This is a genomic window from Stenotrophomonas sp. SXG-1, from assembly GCF_014083965.1.
GTDB classification, from domain to species: Bacteria; Pseudomonadota; Gammaproteobacteria; order Xanthomonadales; family Xanthomonadaceae; genus Stenotrophomonas; species Stenotrophomonas geniculata.
In genome coordinates, this window is the sequence record NZ_CP046588.1 from 4245728 (window position 1) to 4265865 (window position 20138).

Annotated in this window: 14 protein-coding genes and 1 tRNA gene; 10 read left to right on the forward strand and 5 right to left on the reverse strand. The window is 65.7% G+C overall.

All coding sequences use genetic code 11. The annotated features are described in order from the left end of the window. The first annotated feature begins 13 nt into the window (after positions 1–13). The 4 genes from GOC52_RS19395 (at position 14) to GOC52_RS19410 (ending at position 3148) form a co-directional block, all read left to right on the forward strand. Positions 14–556, forward strand: a complete 543-nt coding sequence (locus tag GOC52_RS19395) for a serine O-acetyltransferase (protein ID WP_191850205.1) — start codon at positions 14–16, stop codon at positions 554–556. Further along, the gene (locus GOC52_RS19400; protein ID WP_191850207.1) at positions 553–1668 is read left to right on the forward strand and encodes a DUF1972 domain-containing protein; all 1116 of its coding nucleotides are present in this window, start codon (positions 553–555) and stop codon (positions 1666–1668) included. The genes GOC52_RS19395 and GOC52_RS19400 overlap by 4 nt, the downstream gene beginning before the upstream one ends. Positions 1669–1777: 109 nt before the next feature. Continuing rightward, a complete protein-coding gene (locus tag GOC52_RS19405; RefSeq protein ID WP_191850209.1) occupies positions 1778–2944 on the forward strand; it encodes a nucleotide sugar dehydrogenase in 1167 nt (388 codons plus the stop codon). Positions 2945–3071: 127 nt separating this feature from the next. Then, positions 3072–3148, forward strand: a tRNA-Arg gene (locus tag GOC52_RS19410). 155 nt (positions 3149–3303) lie between these two features. Here GOC52_RS19410 and GOC52_RS19415 read toward each other — a convergent pair. The 4 genes from GOC52_RS19415 to GOC52_RS19430 all read right to left on the reverse strand — a co-directional run bounded on the left by GOC52_RS19415 (position 3304) and on the right by GOC52_RS19430 (position 11981). Then, entirely contained in the window at positions 3304–3999 is a 696-nt protein-coding gene (locus GOC52_RS19415) for a DKNYY domain-containing protein (protein ID WP_191850211.1), read from the reverse strand. A 92-nt stretch (positions 4000–4091) separates the two neighbouring features. Then, entirely contained in the window at positions 4092–5447 is a 1356-nt protein-coding gene (locus GOC52_RS19420) for a Gfo/Idh/MocA family protein (protein ID WP_191850213.1), read from the reverse strand. A gap of 65 nt (positions 5448–5512) precedes the next feature. Continuing rightward, on the reverse strand, positions 5513–8488 hold the full coding sequence (locus tag GOC52_RS19425; protein ID WP_191850215.1) for a TonB-dependent receptor domain-containing protein: 2976 nt from the start codon (positions 8486–8488) through the stop codon (positions 5513–5515). Positions 8489–8621: 133 nt separating this feature from the next. Beyond that, positions 8622–11981 (reverse strand): TIM-barrel domain-containing protein, encoded by a 3360-nt coding sequence (locus tag GOC52_RS19430; RefSeq protein WP_191850217.1) that lies wholly within the window; start codon positions 11979–11981, stop codon positions 8622–8624. Between the two features lie 322 nt (positions 11982–12303). On the opposite strand from GOC52_RS19430, the gene GOC52_RS19435 reads away from it, so the two are divergent. The 6 genes from GOC52_RS19435 (at position 12304) to GOC52_RS19460 (ending at position 19634) form a co-directional block, all read left to right on the forward strand. Continuing rightward, entirely contained in the window at positions 12304–13458 is a 1155-nt protein-coding gene (locus GOC52_RS19435; RefSeq protein ID WP_143994158.1) for an SIS domain-containing protein, read from the forward strand. Continuing rightward, positions 13451–14389: an ROK family protein gene (locus tag GOC52_RS19440; protein WP_191850219.1), complete on the forward strand. Its 939-nt coding sequence runs from the start codon at positions 13451–13453 to the stop codon at positions 14387–14389. The genes GOC52_RS19435 and GOC52_RS19440 overlap by 8 nt, the downstream gene beginning before the upstream one ends. Before the next feature lie 17 nt (positions 14390–14406). Further along, positions 14407–15741, forward strand: a complete 1335-nt coding sequence (locus GOC52_RS19445) for a D-tagatose-bisphosphate aldolase, class II, non-catalytic subunit (RefSeq protein ID WP_049435777.1) — start codon at positions 14407–14409, stop codon at positions 15739–15741. A 33-nt stretch (positions 15742–15774) separates the two neighbouring features. After that, positions 15775–16551, forward strand: coding sequence for a DeoR family transcriptional regulator (locus GOC52_RS19450; protein ID WP_043399720.1), 777 nt, complete (start codon positions 15775–15777; stop codon positions 16549–16551). After that, complete coding sequence (nagA, locus tag GOC52_RS19455) at positions 16548–17663, forward strand: N-acetylglucosamine-6-phosphate deacetylase (protein ID WP_191850221.1); 1116 nt, start codon at positions 16548–16550, stop codon at positions 17661–17663. The genes GOC52_RS19450 and nagA overlap by 4 nt, the downstream gene beginning before the upstream one ends. Before the next feature lie 192 nt (positions 17664–17855). Next, positions 17856–19634 (forward strand): MFS transporter, encoded by a 1779-nt coding sequence (locus tag GOC52_RS19460; RefSeq protein WP_191850224.1) that lies wholly within the window; start codon positions 17856–17858, stop codon positions 19632–19634. Between the two features lie 52 nt (positions 19635–19686). Here the strand turns inward: GOC52_RS19460 and GOC52_RS19465 are convergent, their stop codons facing one another. Next, positions 19687–20103, reverse strand: coding sequence for a SecDF P1 head subdomain-containing protein (locus GOC52_RS19465; RefSeq protein ID WP_401743690.1), 417 nt, complete (start codon positions 20101–20103; stop codon positions 19687–19689). Between the last annotated feature and the right edge of the window lie 35 nt (positions 20104–20138).

Genomic DNA, 20138 nt, shown 5'->3' on the forward strand with positions numbered 1-20138 from the left:
AGAGGCTTGATTCATGAGACTGTTCGATCTGATCAGGGAAGATTTCTTGGCAAACAGCCATGCAAAGTCGCGCTTTGTTCTCGCCTTTTTCCGCACGGCCAACTGGAGCTTGAACTCCGGCGCCGCAGTCAGAACTCTGTGCATCCCCCTGAGAATTGCATACCGCGTAGTGGTTGACTGGGTGATGGGAATCGATATTCCATGCAGTACTCGTATAGGCAGACGCGCTGTTCTTTATCATAGCCACGCGCTCGTTATCAATGAGGCCGCGATTATTGGCGATGACTGCATACTTAGGCACTGCGTCACGATTGGCAACAAGATCACGGCTTCTGGGGAAACGGGGGCGCCCATCGTTGGCAACGGCGTTGAGTTCGGAGCGGGAGCGGTTGTGATCGGCCCCATAACGATTGGAGACAACTCGAAAATCGGGGCACTCTCCGTTGTAACGCGTTCAGTATCAGCCGGTTCCATCATGGTTGGGAATCCAGCCCGCGCTATCGGACGCCCTGATCCGTCCCCGCACAGCGAGCCAACTCGCGGAGCAACATCTTGAAAATCAGAATTCTCGGCATTCGCGGCGTACCTGCCGCGCATGGTGGCTTTGAAACTTTTGCCGAACATCTTTGTCATCACCTTGTCGGGATCGGCTGGAATCCGGTGGTCTACTGCCAGGAGGATCGCAGTGGCGAGATATGGACAGATGAATGGATGGGTATCGAAAGAGTACACATTCCCGTTTCCAATCCGGGCCCATTGGGCACGATTATTTTCGATTGGAAGTCAATTCGCCATGCGGCTAAAGAACGGGATCCATGCCTGGTCCTTGGGTACAACACTGCCGTCTTCCTTTTCCTTCTGCGGATTCGCGGTATCCCGAACGCCATCAACATGGATGGCATCGAGTGGGCGAGAGCCAAGTGGGGCTCCATCGCGAAGCTTTGGTTCTGGCTGAATGATTGGGCCGGTTGCTGGCTTGGAAAGCACCTGGTGGCCGACCACCCTCAGATATCGAAGCATCTTTCGTCGCGTGTCAGTACCAGGAAGATAACGATGATTCCGTATGGCGCGGTGCCAGTGCGTTCAGCGGACCCTTCACTTCTTGAACGATGGCAGCTCGAGCAAGGCCAATTCCTGACTGTAATCGCTCGCCCCGAGCCGGAGAACTCCCTTCTGGAAATAGTGCAGGGATTCTCGAAGCAACGCAGGGGCGTCAAGTTGGTGGTACTTGGGAACTATGACCGCTCCAACGCATATCAGAAGCTCGTGCTGGAGTCAGGAAGCGATGAAGTTGTTTTCACCGGCGCGATCTACGACAAGCCTGTAGTGGAATCCCTCCGATTCCATAGCTTGGCGTACGTGCACGGGCATCGAGTGGGAGGCACCAATCCATCTCTGGTCGAGGCTCTCGGCGCTGGAAACGCTGTTTTTGCACATGACAACCGCTTCAATCGCTGGGTCGCGGGTGATGGCGCACAGTACTTTTCTGATGCAGACACTTTCTCTGCCATCTTGGACGAGGTGCTCTCAGACAGCGCACAGCTGAAAAGGATGGCTTCGGCATCGCTTTTGCGGTTTGAATCAGAATTTACATGGCCGATTGTTCTCCGAAAGTACGAGTCACTCCTCAGGGGAATTGCCGATAGTCAATCTTCGCAGGTGCCCTGATCAGCTGTGCTGGAGATAACACTGAGCGCAGATTGGGTGGGAGTCGCCAGCACTTGGGAATGAGCATCAAGATCCCGTCGCTTGCCGCGAGGGAGTTCAAGGAGCACTAATGAAAATCGCCGTTGCTGGAACCGGCTATGTTGGCCTTTCCAATGCCGTACTCTTCGCTCAGAACCACGATGTGGTGGCCCTCGACATAGACGCCGGCCGCGTTGCGCTTATCAACGACGGCAAGTCACCTATCGAGGATGCTGAGATCCAAGCCTATCTGGCGCAAGCAACCCTACAGTTGAGAGCAACGCTCGATCCGAAGGATGCCTATGCCGGCGCCGCGTTCGTGATCATCGCTACGCCCACGGACTATGATCCGCAGACCAACTACTTCAACACAAGCTCGGTGGAGTCGGTTGTCCGCGATGTCGTAGCAATCAACCCCGATGCGGTGATGGTCATCAAGTCCACCATCCCGGTGGGCTGCACGGATGAGCTTCGCGAACGGTTCGGCACCCGCAACATCATCTTCTCGCCTGAATTCCTGCGCGAGGGGAAGGCGCTGTACGACAACCTTCACCCCAGCCGCATCATCGTGGGTGAACGCTCGGAGCGTGGGGAAGCGTTTGCCGGGTTGCTTCAAGAAGGCGCAATGAGCAAGAACGTACCCACGCTGTTCACCGATTCCACCGAGGCCGAGGCGATCAAGCTGTTCGCCAACACCTACCTCGCCATGCGCGTTGCGTTCTTCAACGAACTGGACACCTATGCTGCGTCGCACGGGCTGGACACGCGCCAGATCATTGATGGCGTGAGCCTGGATCCGCGCATCGGCAGACATTACAACAACCCTTCGTTCGGCTATGGCGGCTACTGCCTGCCGAAGGACACGAAGCAGCTGCTGGCCAACTACAGCGACGTGCCGCAGAACCTGATCCACGCCATCGTGGAAGCCAACCGCACCCGCAAGGATTTCATCGCCGACGAAGTGATCCGCCGTTCGCCCAAGGTAGTTGGCATCTATCGCTTGGTCATGAAGTCCGGCTCGGATAACTTCAGGGCTTCGGCCATCCAGGGCGTGATGAAGCGCATCAAGGCCAAGGGCATCGAGGTGGTCGTCCACGAGCCCGTCCTGCAGGTTCCGCACTTCTACAATTCCCGGGTCAACAATGACCTGGAGCGCTTCACGGCCGAGTGCGACGTGATCCTGGCCAACCGGCTGTCGCCTGAGATCTCGGACGTTTCAGAGAAGGTCTATACCCGGGATCTGTTCGGAAACGACTGATTTCAGGGCATCTAGCCAAGAGTCCGCGGTCCTGGCAGGTCAGGCTCTACCTGCCAGGGCAGATTTTTGTCGCGGACTCCGCTAGAATCCTTTGCTACCGCCGGGTAACCGGTAGTATCACCACAACGCGCTCGTAGCTCAGCCGGATAGAGTAGTGGCTTCCGAAGCCATTGGTCGGGGGTTCGAATCCCTCCGGGCGCGCCATCTTCCCCTGCTCCCGTCTGCTCTTGCAGGCCCCGCCTCCGAGCAGGTCCCCCCAGCAACACCCCGGCTCCTAGAGCAGCCCCACCGCCCAGCGCTTCAGCTGGCGGCAAAGCGCCATGGCCGGTCGTCAGCGCGAGCCTCCGCGCGCGCCCCAGTCAGTCAAGCCCATGCAGCGCCCGCAGCTCGGGGGCCTTCTTGACCTGGTACATGTTGAACAACTGCGTCGCATCCCGCGACCAGTTCCCCTCCAGCCTGCGCCACGTCGCCACATCCACCCGGGGCAGCTTCCGTTCCAGGTAGTAGACCCGGCTGCCATCACCCGAGAAGTACCCGCCCAGCAGCCGCCAGCGCGCGCGATCCACCCCGGGCAGCGGCTTCCCATCGCAATAGACATTGTGGTCATCAAGCGCGAACAGCGGCTCCTGCGGCACCACCTGCAGCAGGTTCCCACGCAGGCAGTGCTTCATCCGCCTCCCGCAGTACCAGCCACCCTGGTCATCAGCCCCGTAGCCGCCGCCGAGATCGCGGAACGTCGTGCACTCCGCCCCGGGCAGCGCCTTCAGCGAGGTCTCGAACTCGAAGTAGACGGCGTGGTCGTCAAGCCAATAGGCGCCGCACTGGCCGAAGCTTTCGCGGTCTACCACGGGCAGCCGGGTCCACCCGTGGTAGACGGCGTGCGCATCGCGCGCGATGAAATAGTGGGCTGGATCGAACTCGAAGCTCGCTGCGTCGGCCTTGCGCAGCAACCGGCCTTGGTGGAAGACCTGGCCCTCGTGGACGCGCCAGAACTCGATGCCATGCGGACCGATGAATCGCTGGTCCGGCAGGTCGCTGATCTTCTGCCATGCCATGGTCTGGGGCTCCGCCCGGGGTGGGGCCGTAGTGTAGTGCAGGCGGAAACGGCAACGCCGGGCATGGCCCGGCGCTACCGTTGGTGTACAGGTCAGTACTTGCCGTCGAAGGCGAAGATCGGCTTGCGCTTCTGCCACAGGCCCGCCGTGAAATCCGGGAACTCCAGCGTCTGGAAGCTGTTGGCGATCGATTGCTCGCTCAACGGCGTGATCGCGCTCCATGTAACCGCGTCATAGATATCGATCGGCATCGGTGCCTTGGCCTTCAGCGCCTCCACGAAGGCGTGGATGACGAACCAGTCCATGCCACCGTGACCAGCACTGGCGGCGGTGTCGGCATTCTGCTTCCACAGCGGGTGTTCGTATTCGTCCTGGTACTTCTTGAACTCTTCCCACTGGTGCGGCGGGCTGCGGCCTTCGATGTGGATTGAATGGTTCACATCCATCCACAGGCCCTTGGTGCCCTGCACGCGGAAGCCCATCGAGTACGGGCGCGGCAGTGAGGTATCGTGCTGCAGCAGGATGGTCTCTCCGTTCTCGCAGGCCAGCGTGGTGGTCACGATGTCGCCGAGCTTGAACTTCACCTTGGTACTGGGATGCGTGGTGCCGCCACTCTTGGCCACGGTGTATTCGTGCAGGCCGCGCGCCTTGGTCGCGAAGGCGTTGATGTGGGTGAAGCGGTTGCCGCGATTGATGCCGGTGTACATCGCGCACGGGCCGATGCCGTGGCTGGGGTAGAGCTCACCATTGCGCTTCACCGAATGCTCGGTGCGCCAGCGGGCTTCGCTCCAGCCCTTGGGACCGAATTCCACGCCGCTGTCGTAGGGCTGGTTCGGGTCGCCGGAATTGAACTTCACGCCGCGCAGGTCGTGCTGGTAGCCGGCCTGCAGGTGCACCAGCTCACCGAACAGGCCCTGGCGCACCATCTGCAGCGCGGCCATCACGTCGCGGCGGTAGCAGACGTTCTCCAGCAGCATGTACGGGGTGCCGGTACTCAGCTGGGTCTTCAACACGTCCCAGTGATCCTGCAGTGTGATGCCGGCCACCACTTCACAGCCCACTGCCACGCCAGCCTGCATCGCGGCAATCGCCATCGGCGCGTGGTACTCCCACGGCGTGGCGATGATCACGCCATCGATGCCCTTCTGTTCCAGCAGGCGCTTCCAGGCGTTGGTGTCGCGGTCCTGGCCGTAGGTCTTCGGGGCCGGTTTGCCGGCCTTGCTGACCATCTCCACGGCGCGGCCGAGCATGATCGGCGCGATATCGCAGACGGCGACAACCTCGACGTCTTCGCGGCGCACCAGTTCCTTCAGCAGCACCAGGCCACGCATGCCGGTACCGATCATGGCCAGGCGCACCTTGCGCCCGCGTGCCCAGGCCGGGGTCTGCGGCAGCAGGCTGCTGGCGGCGACAGCGGCGCTGGCCGCGATGAATTCCCTACGCTTCATGGCAAACATCTCTCCTCTTGGCAGCGTGCCGGCCGCAGCCGGCACGCCAGGTCACGCAAACGGAATTACTTGAACCGATAGCCGATGGTCACACTGTAACCACGACCGAAGATCGTTGCGTAGTCACTGGAGTCACCCAGGAAGCTGTTCGGGTCGTAGAACGGCAGGCGGTTGAACAGGTTCTTGACGGTGAAGCTCAGGTTCCACGCATCATCCGGGCGCCAGGTGACGCTCATGTTGGCGGTCCACCATGACGGTGCACCATCACACTTGCTCTTCTGCAGGGCCAGATAGCCGCCGGTGCAGGTTTCCTTGTTGTTGCTCACCTCATCAACCTGGTCGGTGGCCCACTTGGTGCCGCCCACGTAGTTGACGAACATGCTGGTGGTCACCTGCTTGTAGGTCCAGTCGGCATTGAGCGTGGCACGCAGGCGCGGGTTGTTGTAGTAGCCCACCACGTCGCCGTAGTACCAGCCGCTCGCTTCATCCATGTAGAAGCGGTTGCGGTTGGCGATGGTGGCAGCCAGGCCGATGTTCAGGTTGCCCCAATCACCCAGCGAGAAGCGGCTGCGCGCGTCGATGTCGAAGCCGTCGATCAGGGTCTTGCCACGGTTCTTGTACTGGCCCACCACGCTGGCCACGTTGCCGGCGGAGTAGCCTGGCAGCGTCGAGGGACAGTTCACGCCACTGGCCGGGTCGGCACACATCGCCGCCAGCTGCGCCAGGTTGGCACGGTCGCTGTCGGTGATCGGCGAACGCGACGAGGAGATGATGTCTTCCATGCGGCGGTAGTCCGGCGCAACGATTTCATTGTCGCGGTAGATGAACCAGTAGTCGGCCGACACCGACAGCCAGGTTGCCGGCTCGTAGACGAAACCAAGGGTAGCGATCTTCGCCTTCTCCGGCTTCAGGTCCTTGTTCGGCTGGGTCATGCGTGCCACGGTGCGGCTGCAATCGACGTTCAGCAGGTTCTTGCCGAGATCCACGTCACCCGGGCGCTGCGACCTCAGCAGCAGGTTGGCGATGGCGTTGGTCTCGTTGCAGCGCAGCTCGTCACGGTAGCCGCCCAGCTGCGCGAACACGCCGCCGTTGCCGGACTCGGCCAGGCTCGGTGCACGGAAGCCGGTGGAGTACGTGCCGCGCAGCATCAGCTGATCGAACGCCTGGTACTTGAAGCCAATCTTCGGCGCGATGTTGGCGCTGAAGTTCGGGTACTTGTCCACGCGCACCGCCGCATCCAGTTCCAGCTTGTCGGTGATCGGCGCCACGGTCTCGGCGAACAGCGCGTAGGTGTTGCGCTTGCCATCGAACCAGGAACCACCCTGCTGGGTGATCAGGCCGTTGGCCGCATCGGCGTTGCCCGGGGTATAGAAGGTCTCACGGCTGGCGTTGAAGCCAAACGCGGCGCGCATCTCACCGGCCGGCAGCTGGAACAGCGGGCCTTCGATCTTGCCGTCCAGGGTGTGCAGGCGGGTCCACGACTGGATGTCGAAGGTCGGGAACGCTTCACGGATCAATGCAGCGTTGGCTTCGCTGATCTCGCCGAACTTGTATGCCGGGTGGTCGGAGATGATCACGCGGCCGGTGGTCGGATCGACCGAGTACGGGCCGAACGCCTTCTCGAAGCCCTTGATGTTGACGTTGATCGTCTGGTACGTGGTGGAGTGGGTACCGGCGCTGGCGAAGGCGGTCTCCCAGTTCCAGTCACCCCGGTTGCCACGCGCACCGGCCAGCACGCGGTAGCTCTTGTCGGTATTGCGCTGGCCGAAGTAGTTCGGGCCGGCATCCTGCAGCAGGTAGTTCAGGCCGACCACGCCGCCCATCATGGCCTTCATCTGCGGGCTGGCGTGGTTGTACTCGTTGTTCGGGCCCAGGAACGGGTACAGGAACTGGTTGACGGTGTTGCCGGTGTTGCGCGAGAACCAGCTGGTCGGGTTGCCGGTGGTGGTGCCGTAGGTGCGCGGCGTACCGCCGTTGGCGCGCAGGTCGATGTCGGTGTAGGTCGCCTCAGCGAAGATCTCGGTGCTGTCGCCCACCAGGAAAGTGCCGTTGAGGTAGGCGGTATTGCGCTCGGACTTGGCGCCGGCATCGATCTCGTTGTTCATCCAGGTTTCCCAGACGCAACGCGGGCCGGCCGCTTCACTGGTCAGCACGTTCTTGCAGCCCGGCGCAGCTTCCTGCACACGGCGGCCGGTGACCGGATCGAAGGCGAAGTAGCTGCCCGGGTTGAACTCGCCCGGCTTGCTGCCCACGCCCAGGCGCAGGTTGTTGAGGTAGTTCGGGTTGTTGACGTAGTACTGGTCAGGCCGCTTGTCGTAGAAGTCGCTCAGCGGAATCGCGTCGCGGCGGTACATGTTCACCGCGCCGTAGATGTTGAAGCGGTTCTCGGCCAGGTCACCGAAGCCGGCGGTGATGCTGGCCTGGCGCTCGCCGTAGGAGTCGATGCGCGAGGAGGTGTCGTTGGTGAAGCTGACCTCGGCGCCCTGGAAGTTGCGCTTGGTGATCACGTTGATCACGCCGGCCACCGCGTCGGTGCCGTACACCGCCGAAGCGCCGTCGGTCAGCACTTCCATGCGTTCGATGGCCGCAGCCGGGATCGCGTCGATGTTGACGAACTGGGTCTGGAAGCCGGCCGGCGCGCCGTAGTACGACAGGCGACGACCATTCAGCAGCACCAGCGTTCCCTGGGCACCGAGGCCGCGCAGGTTGGCCTGCGAAGCACCGTCGGAACCGGTGAACAACGAACGCGCATCCTGCTGCGCCGGGCGTGCGGCAGGCAGGTTGTCGAGCACCTGCAACAGCGTGCGCGCACCCATGTTCTGGATGTCCTGCTTGCTGATCACCTGCACCGGCGACGCGGTTTCAACGTCGGTGCGGCGGATGTTGGAGCCAGTGACCTCGATGCGGGCCAGGTCGGTGGCCTTGTCCTTGCTCTCCTGGGCGAAGGCAGGAACGGCGACCGACAGCAGCACGCCGGCAATGGCCAGCGACAGCGGAGCGATCGAACGACAGGGGGGGCGGTGGTGGCGGGCGGGCAACATCGGGGTTCTCTCCTGGCAGGGGTGCGGCGCGAATGGTGAGCGCGTGGGCGTTCGGCGGGCAAAACGCTCCCGGGCCACGGCCATGAGGGCCGTAGTCGGAATGGGCGGGGGGAGGAGCGGTGTTACGAGGGGGTCATGGGGCGACGATGCTGGCGGAGTCGCCCTCCTGGCCGATCAGCACGGCGTTGGCCCAGTTGGCACAGACCTGGGCGGGTTGGCTGCCCTGCGCACCCAGCGTGCGCAGGCTCAGGCTGGAAAGGCCACGGATGTCCAGCTCCGGCTTGACCACGCCGGGTGCCTTCACCAGGCCGCTGTCGTACAGCAGGCGGTTGTCACCCCAGACCTGGAACTGCAGGCCACCGGCGTTGCGGCAGGCGTCGTCGATGCCGAGGTCGGCACGCAGCAGGTGCCAGCCGCCCTGCAGGCGCAGGTCGATGCGGCTGTTGGCGCCGACGCCCAGGCCACGGCGGAACTGCAGGCCGTTCATGCGCATGCCGGCATCGCCACGGAACGACTGGTCGGCGCGCACCTGGCTGGCCAGCGCGGCCGGCACCGGCAGCTCGGAGAGATAGCGCTGCCGGGCCGGTCGCTCCGGTTCCTGGTGTTCAAGAATGTGGAAGGTGGACAAGGCGATCGGGCCGACGTCGCGCGGCTGCAGTGCATCGAAGGCGCGGGCGCTGCCCTGTGCGGCGGTGACCATCGGGTCGGCGCTGCTGGCGCCGTCGCCTTCGGGGTTCTGCACGCTCAACACGCGGAAGCGCAGCAGGCGGCCGGCATGGGCCGGGAACGCGATGCGCTGCACGCCTTCCTTCAACTGCAGGCGGCCACGCGCGATCGGCTCGCCCCACTCGCCGTTGCTGTCGCCCAGGTAGACCTCGTAATCGCGTACCTGGCCGTGCTTCCAGTTCTTGTCGTTGCGCGGCGCGATGTCGATGCCATCGATCATCCTGCGCTCGCCGAACCCGATCACCCATTCATGCGCACCGGTGCGCACGGCCTGGTTGCGCACACTGCGGAACCAGGTACCCGGGTCATCATCGAAGGCGTTTTCCAGCGCGTGGCCGGGCTCTTCGGCCGGGCGGTTGACCACCAGCAGGCTGTCTGCGGGCAGTTCGCGGCCGAGTACCGGTGCCGCCGGATACGCATCGTCGGCAGCGGCGGCGGCGACCGCGAAGTCCAGCTGCAGTTGCAGGGGCTGGCGGATGTCCTGGCTGGCGGTGCGCACATGCAGCGTGCCGCGTCGTTCGGCGGCATCGAAGTACCAGCCTTCAGCAGCAGCGTTGAACGCAGCGGCATCAGCCAGCGCCGGCAGCGCGCGGCCAGCGGCCTGCACCGCACGCGGCGCCTGGCGGCTGAGCACGCGCAGGCCATAGCGGCGCTGCGGCAGCTGGCCGTTGTACTGGCCCTGCACCGCATCGATCTTCACCTGCACCGGGCCACTGCCCTGCGCTGGCGCCTGCACGCGGATCACCTGCGTGCTCGACTCGCCCTGCTGGTAGCGGCGCGTGTTGCCATCGTCTTCGTACAGCGTGTAGTGCGACTCGCCCTGCGGGTACAGGTCGAAGGTCACTTCATCGAGCGGCTTCTCACCGTCGAACAGCATCGACGGGTACATCGGCAGGATCGCTCCGGCACGCACGAACACCGGCAGCGTGGCCAGGTCCACCTGGCGGTCGAGCTGGCGGCCGTCGGCGCCGGCCTGCACGCGGCGGCCGTCCCAGTAGTCGATCCAGCCGCCGGCCGGCAGGTGGATATCGCGGCGCCAGCCACGGCTGGCCGCCTGGCTGCGGTACACCGGCGCCACCAGCAGATCGCGGCCAAGCAGGAACTGGTACTTGTAGGTTTCATCCTGCGCGTGCGGGTCGCGCGGGTTGTCCCACATCAGGCCACGCACCGGTGGTGCGCCGGTCTGCGCGGCCTCGTGCACCAGGCCGTACATGTACGGGGTCAGGCGCATCTTCAACTTCAGGTAATCGCGGTTGATGCTGCGGTAGGGCTCGTCGTACCACCACGGATGCTTGCGTGCGTTCGACGACCAGCCGCTCATGCCCATCAGTACCGGCGTGAACGCCTTCCACTGCAGGTCGCGGGTGAAGGTCTCGGCGCTGCCGCCGAAGATCGCATCGACGTCGCCGCTGGCATAGGCCATGCCGGACAGGCCGGAACCGACCAGGGTCGGCACGTGCCAGCGGATGTAGTCCCAGCTGCTGCTCTGGTCGCCGGTCCAGGCCACGGCGTAGCGCTGGATGCCGGCCCAGCCCATCACCGTCCACAGGAACGGGCGCGAATCGGAATTGTCGAGGATGCCGTTGAACGCCTGGCGGTTGGCGTCCATCGCGAACTGGTAGCCCTTGCCGGTCCAGGCCACGTCCAGCTTCTGCACGCGGCTGCCGGCCTTGCCCACTTCCCAGGCGATCTTGTCGACGCCGTTCTCGGTCCACAGTCCGGTGCGGAAACCGTAGCCGGCCAGCCCCTTCACGGTTTCCGGCAACTGCTTGTAACCGCAGCCGTAGCCGTCGTTGGGCAGGATCCAGCCACCGGGCATGTCGTGGGCGCGGTACTGCTTGGCCACGCTGTCGATCACATCGGGGGTGGTGCCGGTCGGGCCGTCGCTCCAGCCTTCGGGCACCGTGCCGGGCTTCTTGCTGTTGTCGCCATCGTTGTAGCAATCGGCGTCGCCGTAGGACAGCGCCCAGCGCGCGACCATGTTCGGCCGGCCAGTCAGCTGGGTGTAGCGCTCGATCAGTTTCGGCAGGTCGGCGCCGACGAAGTAATAGGCATCGAAGCGGTCTTCGCGATGCAGTAGCGTGGACTGGTCGGCCTCGCGCAGATCGTAGCTGCCATCGCTCCAGGTATTGCGCAGCATGCCCCAGCCACGGCTGCTCAGCAGCATCGGTGCAGGGCTGGGGCGGTCGCCCTCTTCCCAGCCGCCGGAATAGGACACCTCCAGCTCGCGGCCCTTGAACTGGTAGCGGCCGTTCTGCTGGCCGCCACCGAAGTAGCCCTCATCGGCCTGCGAGGACAGCACCTGCACGCTCTGCGTGGCATCCAGGTCCAGCGGCTGCAGTTCCTGCCACAGCGCGGTGGGCTGGCCGTTGTCCAGCCGTTCCAGGCGCATGCGTAGCGGCTGCCGCTGTACATGCAGCACCAGGGACTCGGTCCGCACGCGGATTTCCTGCGCGTCTTCTTCCAGCTTCGCCTGCACGTTGGCCTTGGGCTGCGGCAGTACGATCGGCGCGGCCTTGTCGCCGGCGCCGGTCAGCGTGCCGTTGCGGCCGGCCTGCACGCGGACGATGTCGGTGGCCGGCAGTTCGATGCGGAGCAGCGCGCCCTTGTCGGTCTGCAGGTCCCAGCCCTGCACGCCGTCGCGGCTGGCGCTGGCGGCAACCGAACGCAGGTTGCCGACCGGCTCGGCCTGGGCCGGCATGGACGCCAACATCAATGCCGGCAACAGAGCCAGCATCAGCGGCGAGCGACGAACGCAGATTTCCACACGGACTCCCAACCCGTTCACCGGGCGTTTCGAAAGCGGTTGGGCCGACTCTAGGGCAGCGATTCGAAAGATGTCAACAAATTGAAAGGAAAAAGGAAGATATATTCCACTGAAACGAAAGTTGTTGCGTCGCAATACTTTGTGTAATCGATTGCAGCTGCCTGTTAAGCATTGTGCGATACGGCACTCGCCCCGTTCTTTCGTTTTCCCGAGCGCTCGGCAGCGGGAAAAGTCATCGCGTCATTTTCTTTCTTTTTACTTTCGATGTTTGACATTTCGAAAGAAAACGCAGATGGTGCGCTGGCCCAACTGGAACCTCCGAATGGACGTCACCCTGCTTTCCGATGTGTCCGCCTGGCAGCGCCTTGGCGGAGCCGATACCGCTACCGAAATCGCCCAGCAGCCAGCGCTATGGGAAGCCCTCGCCCAGGATCTGTCGCGTGCCCGCGACCGCCTGCAGGCCTTCCTCGGCGGCAGCCTCAACGATCCCAACCAGCGCGTGCTGTTCACCGGCGCCGGCAGCTCCGGCTTCATCGCCGAGATGGTGGCCGATGCGATCAACGCGCAGTGGCCGGCCGAGGTGCGCGTGGTGCACACCACCAGCCTGCTGACCCATCCGGCGCTGTACCTGCAGCGCGACCGCCCCACCCTGCTGGTCTCGTTTGGCCGCAGTGGTTCCAGTCCGGAAAGCGTGGCCGCGGTGGACCGCGTGCGCGCCGATGTGGATGAGGCACGCTTCCTCGACATCACCTGCAACGCCGATGGCGAACTCGCCCGTCGTGGTGCCGGCCGTGCCGATACCTGCACGCTGCTGATGCCGTCGGCCAGCTGCGATCGCGCCTTCGCCATGACCAGCAGCCTGACCTGCATGCTGCTGGCCGCACTGACCGTGTTCGATCGTTCGCCGTGGGATGCGCGCGTGGCGCGCCTGAAGCAGATTGCCGCGCTGGCCCGCGAAGGCCAGGCGCAGTGGGATGCACCGGTGGCGGTGCTGGCGCAGCGCCCGTTCAACCGCATCATCTACCTCGGCAGCGGCCCGCTGGAAGCGCTGGCGCGCGAATGCGCGCTGAAGGTGCTGGAGCTGACCGCCGGCCGCGTGCTGGCGCTGGCCAACACACCGCTGGGCTTCCGCCATGGCCCGAAGTCGACGCTGGACGGCAACACCCTGGTGGTGGTGCTGCGCAGCGTGCAGCCGCTGGCGCGCCGCTACGAGCAGGACCTGCTGGAAGAACTGCGCCGCGACGGCGTGGCCGGCCAGGTGCTGGCGATCGGCCCGCATTCGGACATCGGCGCCGATGACGAATACACCCTCACCGTGCCGGCACTGGACGATCCGTGGCTGGCACCGGTGTGGCTGGGCTTCGCGCAGCTGTTCGCGCTGCAGCGCTCGGCCGCGCTGGGCCTGACCCCGGACAACCCGTTCCCGGACGGCACCGTCAACCGCGTCGTCAAGGGCGTCACCATCCACCATGGCTGAGCTGATCGCCCACGCCTGCTACGGCATCGACATCGGCGGCACCAAGATCGAGCTGGTGGCGTGCGATGCGGCGATGCAGGTCACCTGGCGCCGCCGCGTGGCCACCCCACAGGGTGACTACGACGGCTTCCTGAAGGCGGTGGTGGCGCTGGTGGCCGAGGCCGATGCGGCGCTGGGCCGCAGTGATGCCGCCATCGGCATCGCCCTGCCCGGCGTGCGCGACCGCCGCAGCGGCCGCCAGCTCAGCGCGAACGTGCCGGCACTGACCGGCCACAGCGTGGCGGCGGATCTGCAGGCACGCCTGCAACGCCCGCTGCACTTCGGCAACGACCTGCAGTGCTTTGCCCTGTCGGAAGCGCATGGCGGGGCCGCCGACGGCTACCCCAGCATGTTCGGCGCCATCCTCGGCACCGGTGCCGGTGGCGGCTTCTGCCTGCAGGGCCGCCTGCTGTCCGGCTTCAACGGCCTGGCCGGCGAATGGGGCCACTGGAGCGTGCCCGGCCACCTGCTGCAGCGCCACGGCCTGCCACTCATCGACTGCGCCTGCGGCCTGCAGGGCTGCGTGGAGCGCTACGTGTCCGGCAGCGGGCTGGCAATGATCGAGCGTCACCTCGGTGGCAGCGCCACCGACGCCAGCGCAGTGATCGCACTGGCCGAAGCCGGTGATGTGCGTGCGCGCAGGGCGCTGGACATCCATCGCGACCTGCTTGGCCACAGCCTGGCCGCGCTGGTGCTGGCGCTGGACCCGCACGTGATCGTGCTCGGCGGTGGCCTGTCGCAGTACGCGCCGCTGTACCAGCAGCTGCCGGCGGCCATCGCCGCACATCTGTTCAACGGCGTGCAGGTTCCGCCGATCGTGCCGCCGCGCTTCGGTGATGCCGGTGGCGCACGTGGTGCCGCCCTGCTCGCCTGCCAACCCTCGTTTTCCTGATTGACCGGAGCTTGACCATGTCCCCGTTGCAGACCCTGCTTGCCTCCCACCGCGCCGGTGCCAACGTCGGCCTGTACAGCGTCTGCTGCAGCAACGAGCAGGTGCTGCGTGCGGCCATGCACGTGGCGCTGGCGCACGGCACCGTGCTGCTGATCGAGGCCACCTCCAACCAGGTCGACCAGTTCGGCGGCTACACCGGCATGACCCCGCCGCAGTACCGCGATTACGTGGGCACGCTGGCCGATGAAGAAGGTTTCCCGCGCGAGCGGCTGATCCTGGGTGGCGACCACCTCGGCCCGAATGCCTGGCAGAAGCGCCCGGCCGCCGAAGCGATGACCCACGCGCGCGTGCTGATCGAAGCCTACGTCGCCGCCGGTTTCCACAAGATCCACCTCGATTGCAGCATGTCCTGCGCCGATGACCCGGTGCCGCTGCCCGACGCCATCGTCGCCGCGCGCTCGGCCGAGCTGGCCGAGATCGCCGAACGCACCGCCGCCGATCATGGCCTGCCGCCGCCGGTCTACGTGATCGGTACCGAAGTGCCGATTCCCGGTGGCGAAGCCTCGCTGGCCGAAGGCCTGCAGGTGACCACGCCCGCCGCTGCCGCGCAGACACTGGCGATTCATCAGCAGGCGTTCGATACGCCGCAGCTGCGCGATGCGTGGCAGCGCGTGATCGCCATGGTGGTGCAACCGGGCGTGGATTTCGATCACAGCAGCGTGCACGAGTACGACCCGGCCGCCGCCAGCACGCTGGCCGACTTCCTCGAACAGCAGCCGCGCATCGTGTTCGAAGCGCATTCCACCGACTACCAGCGCGAAAGTGGCCTGCACGCCTTGGTGCGCGACCACTTCGCCATCCTCAAGGTCGGCCCGGCGGCGACCTTCGCCTACCGCGAAGCGCTGTTCGCGCTGGCCGCGATCGAGGCCGAACTGCTGCCGGCGGCGCAGTGCTCGCGCCTGCCGCAGGTGCTGGATGAAGTGATGGTGGCGCAGCCGAAGTACTGGCAGTCCTACTACCAGGGCGATGAGGCAGCGCTGCGCCTGCTGCGCAGCTATTCCTTCAGCGACCGCTGCCGCTACTACTGGGGCGAGCCGGCGCTGGTGAAGGCGGTGCAGACCCTGTTCGCCAACCTGGAACAGCATGCGCCGCCGCTGGTACTGCTCAGCCAGTACCTGCCGGAGCAGTACCGCGCCGTGCGCGAGGGCACCTTGGCCAATACGCCTACCGCGCTGGCGCAGCATCGCGTCGGCCTGTGCCTGGGCGAGTACGCCCGTGCGTGCAGCGCCAACCAGGCCGGAACCCGCACGCATCACGCAGACGCGGCTGCCGCCGTTGCTGCGAACGGCTAATCTCTACCTTTCCCCGCGACACCGAGAATGGCCATGCGCAACACCCGCTCCCGCCGGCAACAGATCCTGCAGCTGCTGATCGAGCACGGCTCGGTGCAGGTGGCCGATCTGGTCGAGCGCTTCGGCGTGTCGGCGGTGACCATCCGTGCCGACCTGACCCACTTCGAATCGCAGGGCCTGGCCAACCGTACCCACGGCGGTGCGACGCTGGTACGCACGCCGCCGCAGGAACAGGACATCCACGAAAAGGACGCACTGAACCTGCCGCTGAAGGAATCGATCGGCGCCTGTGCCGCGCGCCTGGTGCGGCCCGGTGACAACATCATCATCGACTCTGGCTCGACCACGATGACCCTGGCCCGCCACCTGCGTAGCCAGCGCGACGTGACGGTGATGACCAACGGGCTGAACATCGCCTGGGAACTGGCCAACGCGCCCGGCATCAACGTGCTGCTGACCGGTGGGCTGCTGCGCCAGCAGTCGCTGTCGCTGCAGGGCAGCCAGGCCGAAGCCAGCCTCAACTCCTACAGCTTCGACACCCTGTTCCTGGGCGTGGACGGCCTGGACCTGCAGTTCGGCCTGACCACCCACGATGAAGCCGAAGCCCGCCTCAACCACCGCATGGTCGAGCGCGCGCGCCGCATCGTGGTGCTGACCGACGCCTCCAAGTTCGGCCGCGTCAGCCTGCACCGCATCGCACTTCTCGATCAGATCCACGCCATCATCACCGACGCCGGCATCGACGACGCAACCCGTGAAGGGCTGCAGCGGCTGGGCATCGAAGTGATCATCGCCGAGCCCACTGCATGACCGACACCCGCACCCTGCATGGCCGCATCCTCACGCCGCTGGGTTGGCGGCGTGGCCACGTCCACTTCGATTCGCACATCCGCCAGCTGCAGGTGGACGACCACAGCGGCGCTGACGACCTGCAGCTGCCGGTGATCCTGCCCGGCTTCATCGACCTGCACGTGCATGGTGCGGCCGGCGTCGACCTGATGCAGGGCGGCGACGTGGCCCGCACCATTGCCCGCACCCATCTGCGCTTCGGTACCACCACGCTGCTGGCGACCACCATGACCGCCGGCCTGGATGAGATCGAGCACGCGCTGCACGGCGTGGCCGCGACCATGGCAGCGCCCGATGCCGACGCCGCCTGCATTGCCGGCGTACATCTGGAAGGGCCGTTCATCAGCCCGCAGCGCCTGGGCGCGCAACCCAACCGCACCATCGAGGCGACGCTGGCGCTGGTGCAGCAGCTGCACGCGCTGGCACCGATCCGGGTGATGACGCTGGCGCCGGAAATCGGCGAGCACACCGCACTGATTCCCGCGCTGGCGGCAATGGGCATTCGCGTGCAGCTCGGCCACAGCGCCGGCACGTACGAAGAGGGTGTTGCTGCCCTGCAGGCCGGGGCTTCCGGCTTCACCCATCTGTTCAATGGCATGACCGGCGTCGACCACTACCGGCCTGGCATCGCCGCGGCGGCGCTGGCACATGCGCAGTACGCCGAGATCATTCCCGACCTGCAGCACATCCACCCCGGCGTGATCCGCCTGGCCGCGCGCGCGATCCCGCGCTTGTACGCGGTGACCGACGCCACCGCCGCCACCGGCATGCCCGATGGCGAGTACGCGCTGGGCGAACAGCGCGTGCACAAGTGCGGCGGCTGCGTGCGCCTGGCCACCGGTTCGCTGGCAGGCAGCGCGCTGACCATGGACCAGGCGCTGCGCAACCTTGTGCGTGTGGGATTGGAACTGGCCGATGCCTCGCAGCGCGTGTCCACCTTCCCCGCCGATTACCTGGGCTTGAGCGATCGCGGTCGCATTGCGCCCGACGCCCGTGCCGACCTGGTAGTGCTGGATGCGGAACTGCGCCTGCAGCAGGTGGTCATTGGCGGGCGGGTGGTCGATCTGAACTGACGCACGCCATGCGGCCCGGACGCCGCGCAGGCTCCCTGTAGAGCCGAGCCATGCTCGGCTCACCGCGCGAAGCGCGGCATGGGGGACCTCGATATCGGAACGGAAAGCAGCCGAGCATGGCTCGGCTCTACAGAAAGCACTCTGCGACGAACCGCCGCCGGGCGTGGCCCGGCGCTACCACAGGAACTGCCGATGACCGCAAGCACCGCTCCGCGCTGGCCCGTACGCTACCTGCTCTTCATCGGCGGCCTCGGCGGCCTGCTGTACGGCATCGACATCGGCATCATCGCCGGTGCCCTGCCCTATCTTGAAGCGACCGCCAGCCACGCCTGGCAGCTCAGCAGCCAGCAGCTCGGCTTCGTGGTGGCGGCGGTACTGCTGGGCAGCGTACTGTCCTCGCTGTTCGCCGGCATGATCGCCGACCTGATTGGCCGCCGCGGCGCGATGCTGCTGGCCGGCCTGCTGTTCACCGCCTCGATTCCGATCATGGCGCTGGCCTCCGGCTACACGCCGCTGCTGCTGGGACGCCTGCTGCAGGGCATCAGTGGCGGTCTGATCGGCGTCGTGATTCCGCTGTACCTGGCCGAAGTGCTCAGCCCCGAACGGCGCGGGCGCGGCGCGGCCATGTTCCAGCTGCTGCTGACCGTTGGCCTGGTGCTGGCAGCCCTGATCGGCCTGTACCACGCCCATGCCGTGGATGCCGCCGCCGAGGCCGTGCGCTCGCTGCCGGTCGCGCAGCAGGCGCAGGAACTGTTCACGGTGAAGGACCACGCCTGGCGCACCATCTTCTGGACCTGCCTGGCGCCCGGCCTGCTGTTCTGCGCCGGTATCTTCTGGCTGTCCGAATCACCACGCTGGCTGGTGCGCCGCGGCCGCATCGATGAAGCCCGCCGCAGCCTTCAGCGCGTCCTCCCCGCCGCAGACGTCGAGCCCACGCTGGCCCAGATCCAGGCGCCGGAATCGAGCAGCAGCGACGGCAAGCGCGACCCGCTGCTCAGCCGCCGCTACGTGGTGCCGTTCGTGCTCGCGTGCGTGGTGCTGGCCTGCACCCAGGCCACCGGCATCAACTCGGTGCTGGCCTACGCGGTCAACATCCTCAACCAGGCCGGCCTGTCCGGTTCGGTGGCCAACGGTGCCGACGTGGCGATCAAGCTGCTCAACGCGGTGATGACCGTGGTCGCGCTGCTGCTGGTCGACCGCAAGGGCCGCAAGTTCCTGCTGATGCTGGGCAGCGGTGGCATCTGCGTGGCCCTGCTGGCGGCGGCCACGCTGTTCTTCCAGGCCGAGCGCGGACGCGCCGATGTGCAGCCTCAGCTGCAGGCGGCGGTCAGCGGCGAAGGCCTGCAGTTGGTGCTGGATGACGCGCAGTGGCAACGCCTGAGCAATGGCATCGACAGCCGGGGCCGACCGATGCAGCTGACCGTGTCGTACGCCTATGGTGATTTCACCAATGTGCGCGCCCTGCGCAGCGACAACCTGATTGATCGCGAACTGCGCATCGAGCGCACCGGAACCGTGCAGCCGGACAGCGTGATTAGTGCGTTCTTCCGCAAACTCCATCTGAACCCGTTCGCCGACCCGGCCAGTGCCGCGCAGGCACCGCTGCGCATCGAACAGGCGCGCATCGGCCCGGTGCCGCCACCGGCACACGGTTGGGCCGTGGCCGCCTGCATCCTGGTGTTTGTCGCCTTCTTCGCCGTCGGCCCCGGCGTATGCGTGTGGCTGGCATTGTCGGAGCTGATGCCAAACCGCATCCGTTCCAATGGCATGAGCATCGCGCTGCTGATCAACCAGTTCGTGTCCACCACCATCGCCGCCATCTTCCTGCCCACGGTGGGCCACTACGGCTACGCCAGCATGTTCGTGTTCTGGGCGGCGTGCACCTTTGTGTTCTTCCTGGTGGCCGCGTTCTGGCTGCCGGAGACCAAGGGCAAGTCGCTGGAAGAGATCGAGGCACGGTTCGCCCGGTAGCGGTCGACCTTGGTCGACCTCCATGCGCGGCGTGGGGGTGTTGGCGCGCCCGTCACTCGCCCGTGATGTGCTTCGCAAGCTCCTGCGCCTCGGCAACGCTGGACAAGCCGCTCAGCATCATCGATTCGCCGAACGGTCCCTGCACCGTCGCCACCATCAGCACGCGGCCATCCACGCTGAGCGCCGCACGCTGACCGACCAGTGCTGCCGTGCCATCGTGGATGCGCTGGTGCGCTTCGGGCCGATAGCGGATCTGCAGGCCGGGCTGCTTGGCCTCGTCCAGTACGTAGCGCACATCGGCGATGTCGGCACTGCCGGCAATCGGCGGCTCGCGCAGGGCCAGGGTTTCGCCCTGCCACTGCACCGGTCTGCCCTTGCCGGCTGCATCGACCGCGCTCAGGCGCACATCCACGCCGGGGCGTGGCGCATGATCCTTGCCTGCCAAGGCACCGGGTGTGGCGCCCGGCATGCATCCGGTCAGGGTCAACGCCACGCCCAGCAACA

Bases quoted from the DNA above. Each gene is read 5' to 3' on its own strand.
- GOC52_RS19415 (WP_191850211.1), bottom strand. From the start codon at position 3,999: ATGGCATGGCAGAAGATCAGCGACCTGCCGGACCAGCGATTCATCGGT.
- GOC52_RS19440 (WP_191850219.1), top strand. From the start codon at position 13,451: ATGGCTGAGCTGATCGCCCACGCCTGCTACGGCATCGACATCGGCGGC.
- GOC52_RS19435 (WP_143994158.1), top strand. From the start codon at position 12,304: ATGGACGTCACCCTGCTTTCCGATGTGTCCGCCTGGCAGCGCCTTGGC.
- GOC52_RS19405 (WP_191850209.1), top strand. From the start codon at position 1,778: ATGAAAATCGCCGTTGCTGGAACCGGCTATGTTGGCCTTTCCAATGCC.
- GOC52_RS19420 (WP_191850213.1), bottom strand. From the start codon at position 5,447: ATGAAGCGTAGGGAATTCATCGCGGCCAGCGCCGCTGTCGCCGCCAGC.
- GOC52_RS19445 (WP_049435777.1), top strand. From the start codon at position 14,407: ATGTCCCCGTTGCAGACCCTGCTTGCCTCCCACCGCGCCGGTGCCAAC.
- GOC52_RS19395 (WP_191850205.1), top strand. From the start codon at position 14: ATGAGACTGTTCGATCTGATCAGGGAAGATTTCTTGGCAAACAGCCAT.
- GOC52_RS19425 (WP_191850215.1), bottom strand. From the start codon at position 8,488: ATGTTGCCCGCCCGCCACCACCGCCCCCCCTGTCGTTCGATCGCTCCG.
- GOC52_RS19465 (WP_401743690.1), bottom strand. From the start codon at position 20,103: ATGCCGGGCGCCACACCCGGTGCCTTGGCAGGCAAGGATCATGCGCCA.
- GOC52_RS19460 (WP_191850224.1), top strand. From the start codon at position 17,856: ATGACCGCAAGCACCGCTCCGCGCTGGCCCGTACGCTACCTGCTCTTC.
- nagA (WP_191850221.1), top strand. From the start codon at position 16,548: ATGACCGACACCCGCACCCTGCATGGCCGCATCCTCACGCCGCTGGGT.
- GOC52_RS19450 (WP_043399720.1), top strand. From the start codon at position 15,775: ATGCGCAACACCCGCTCCCGCCGGCAACAGATCCTGCAGCTGCTGATC.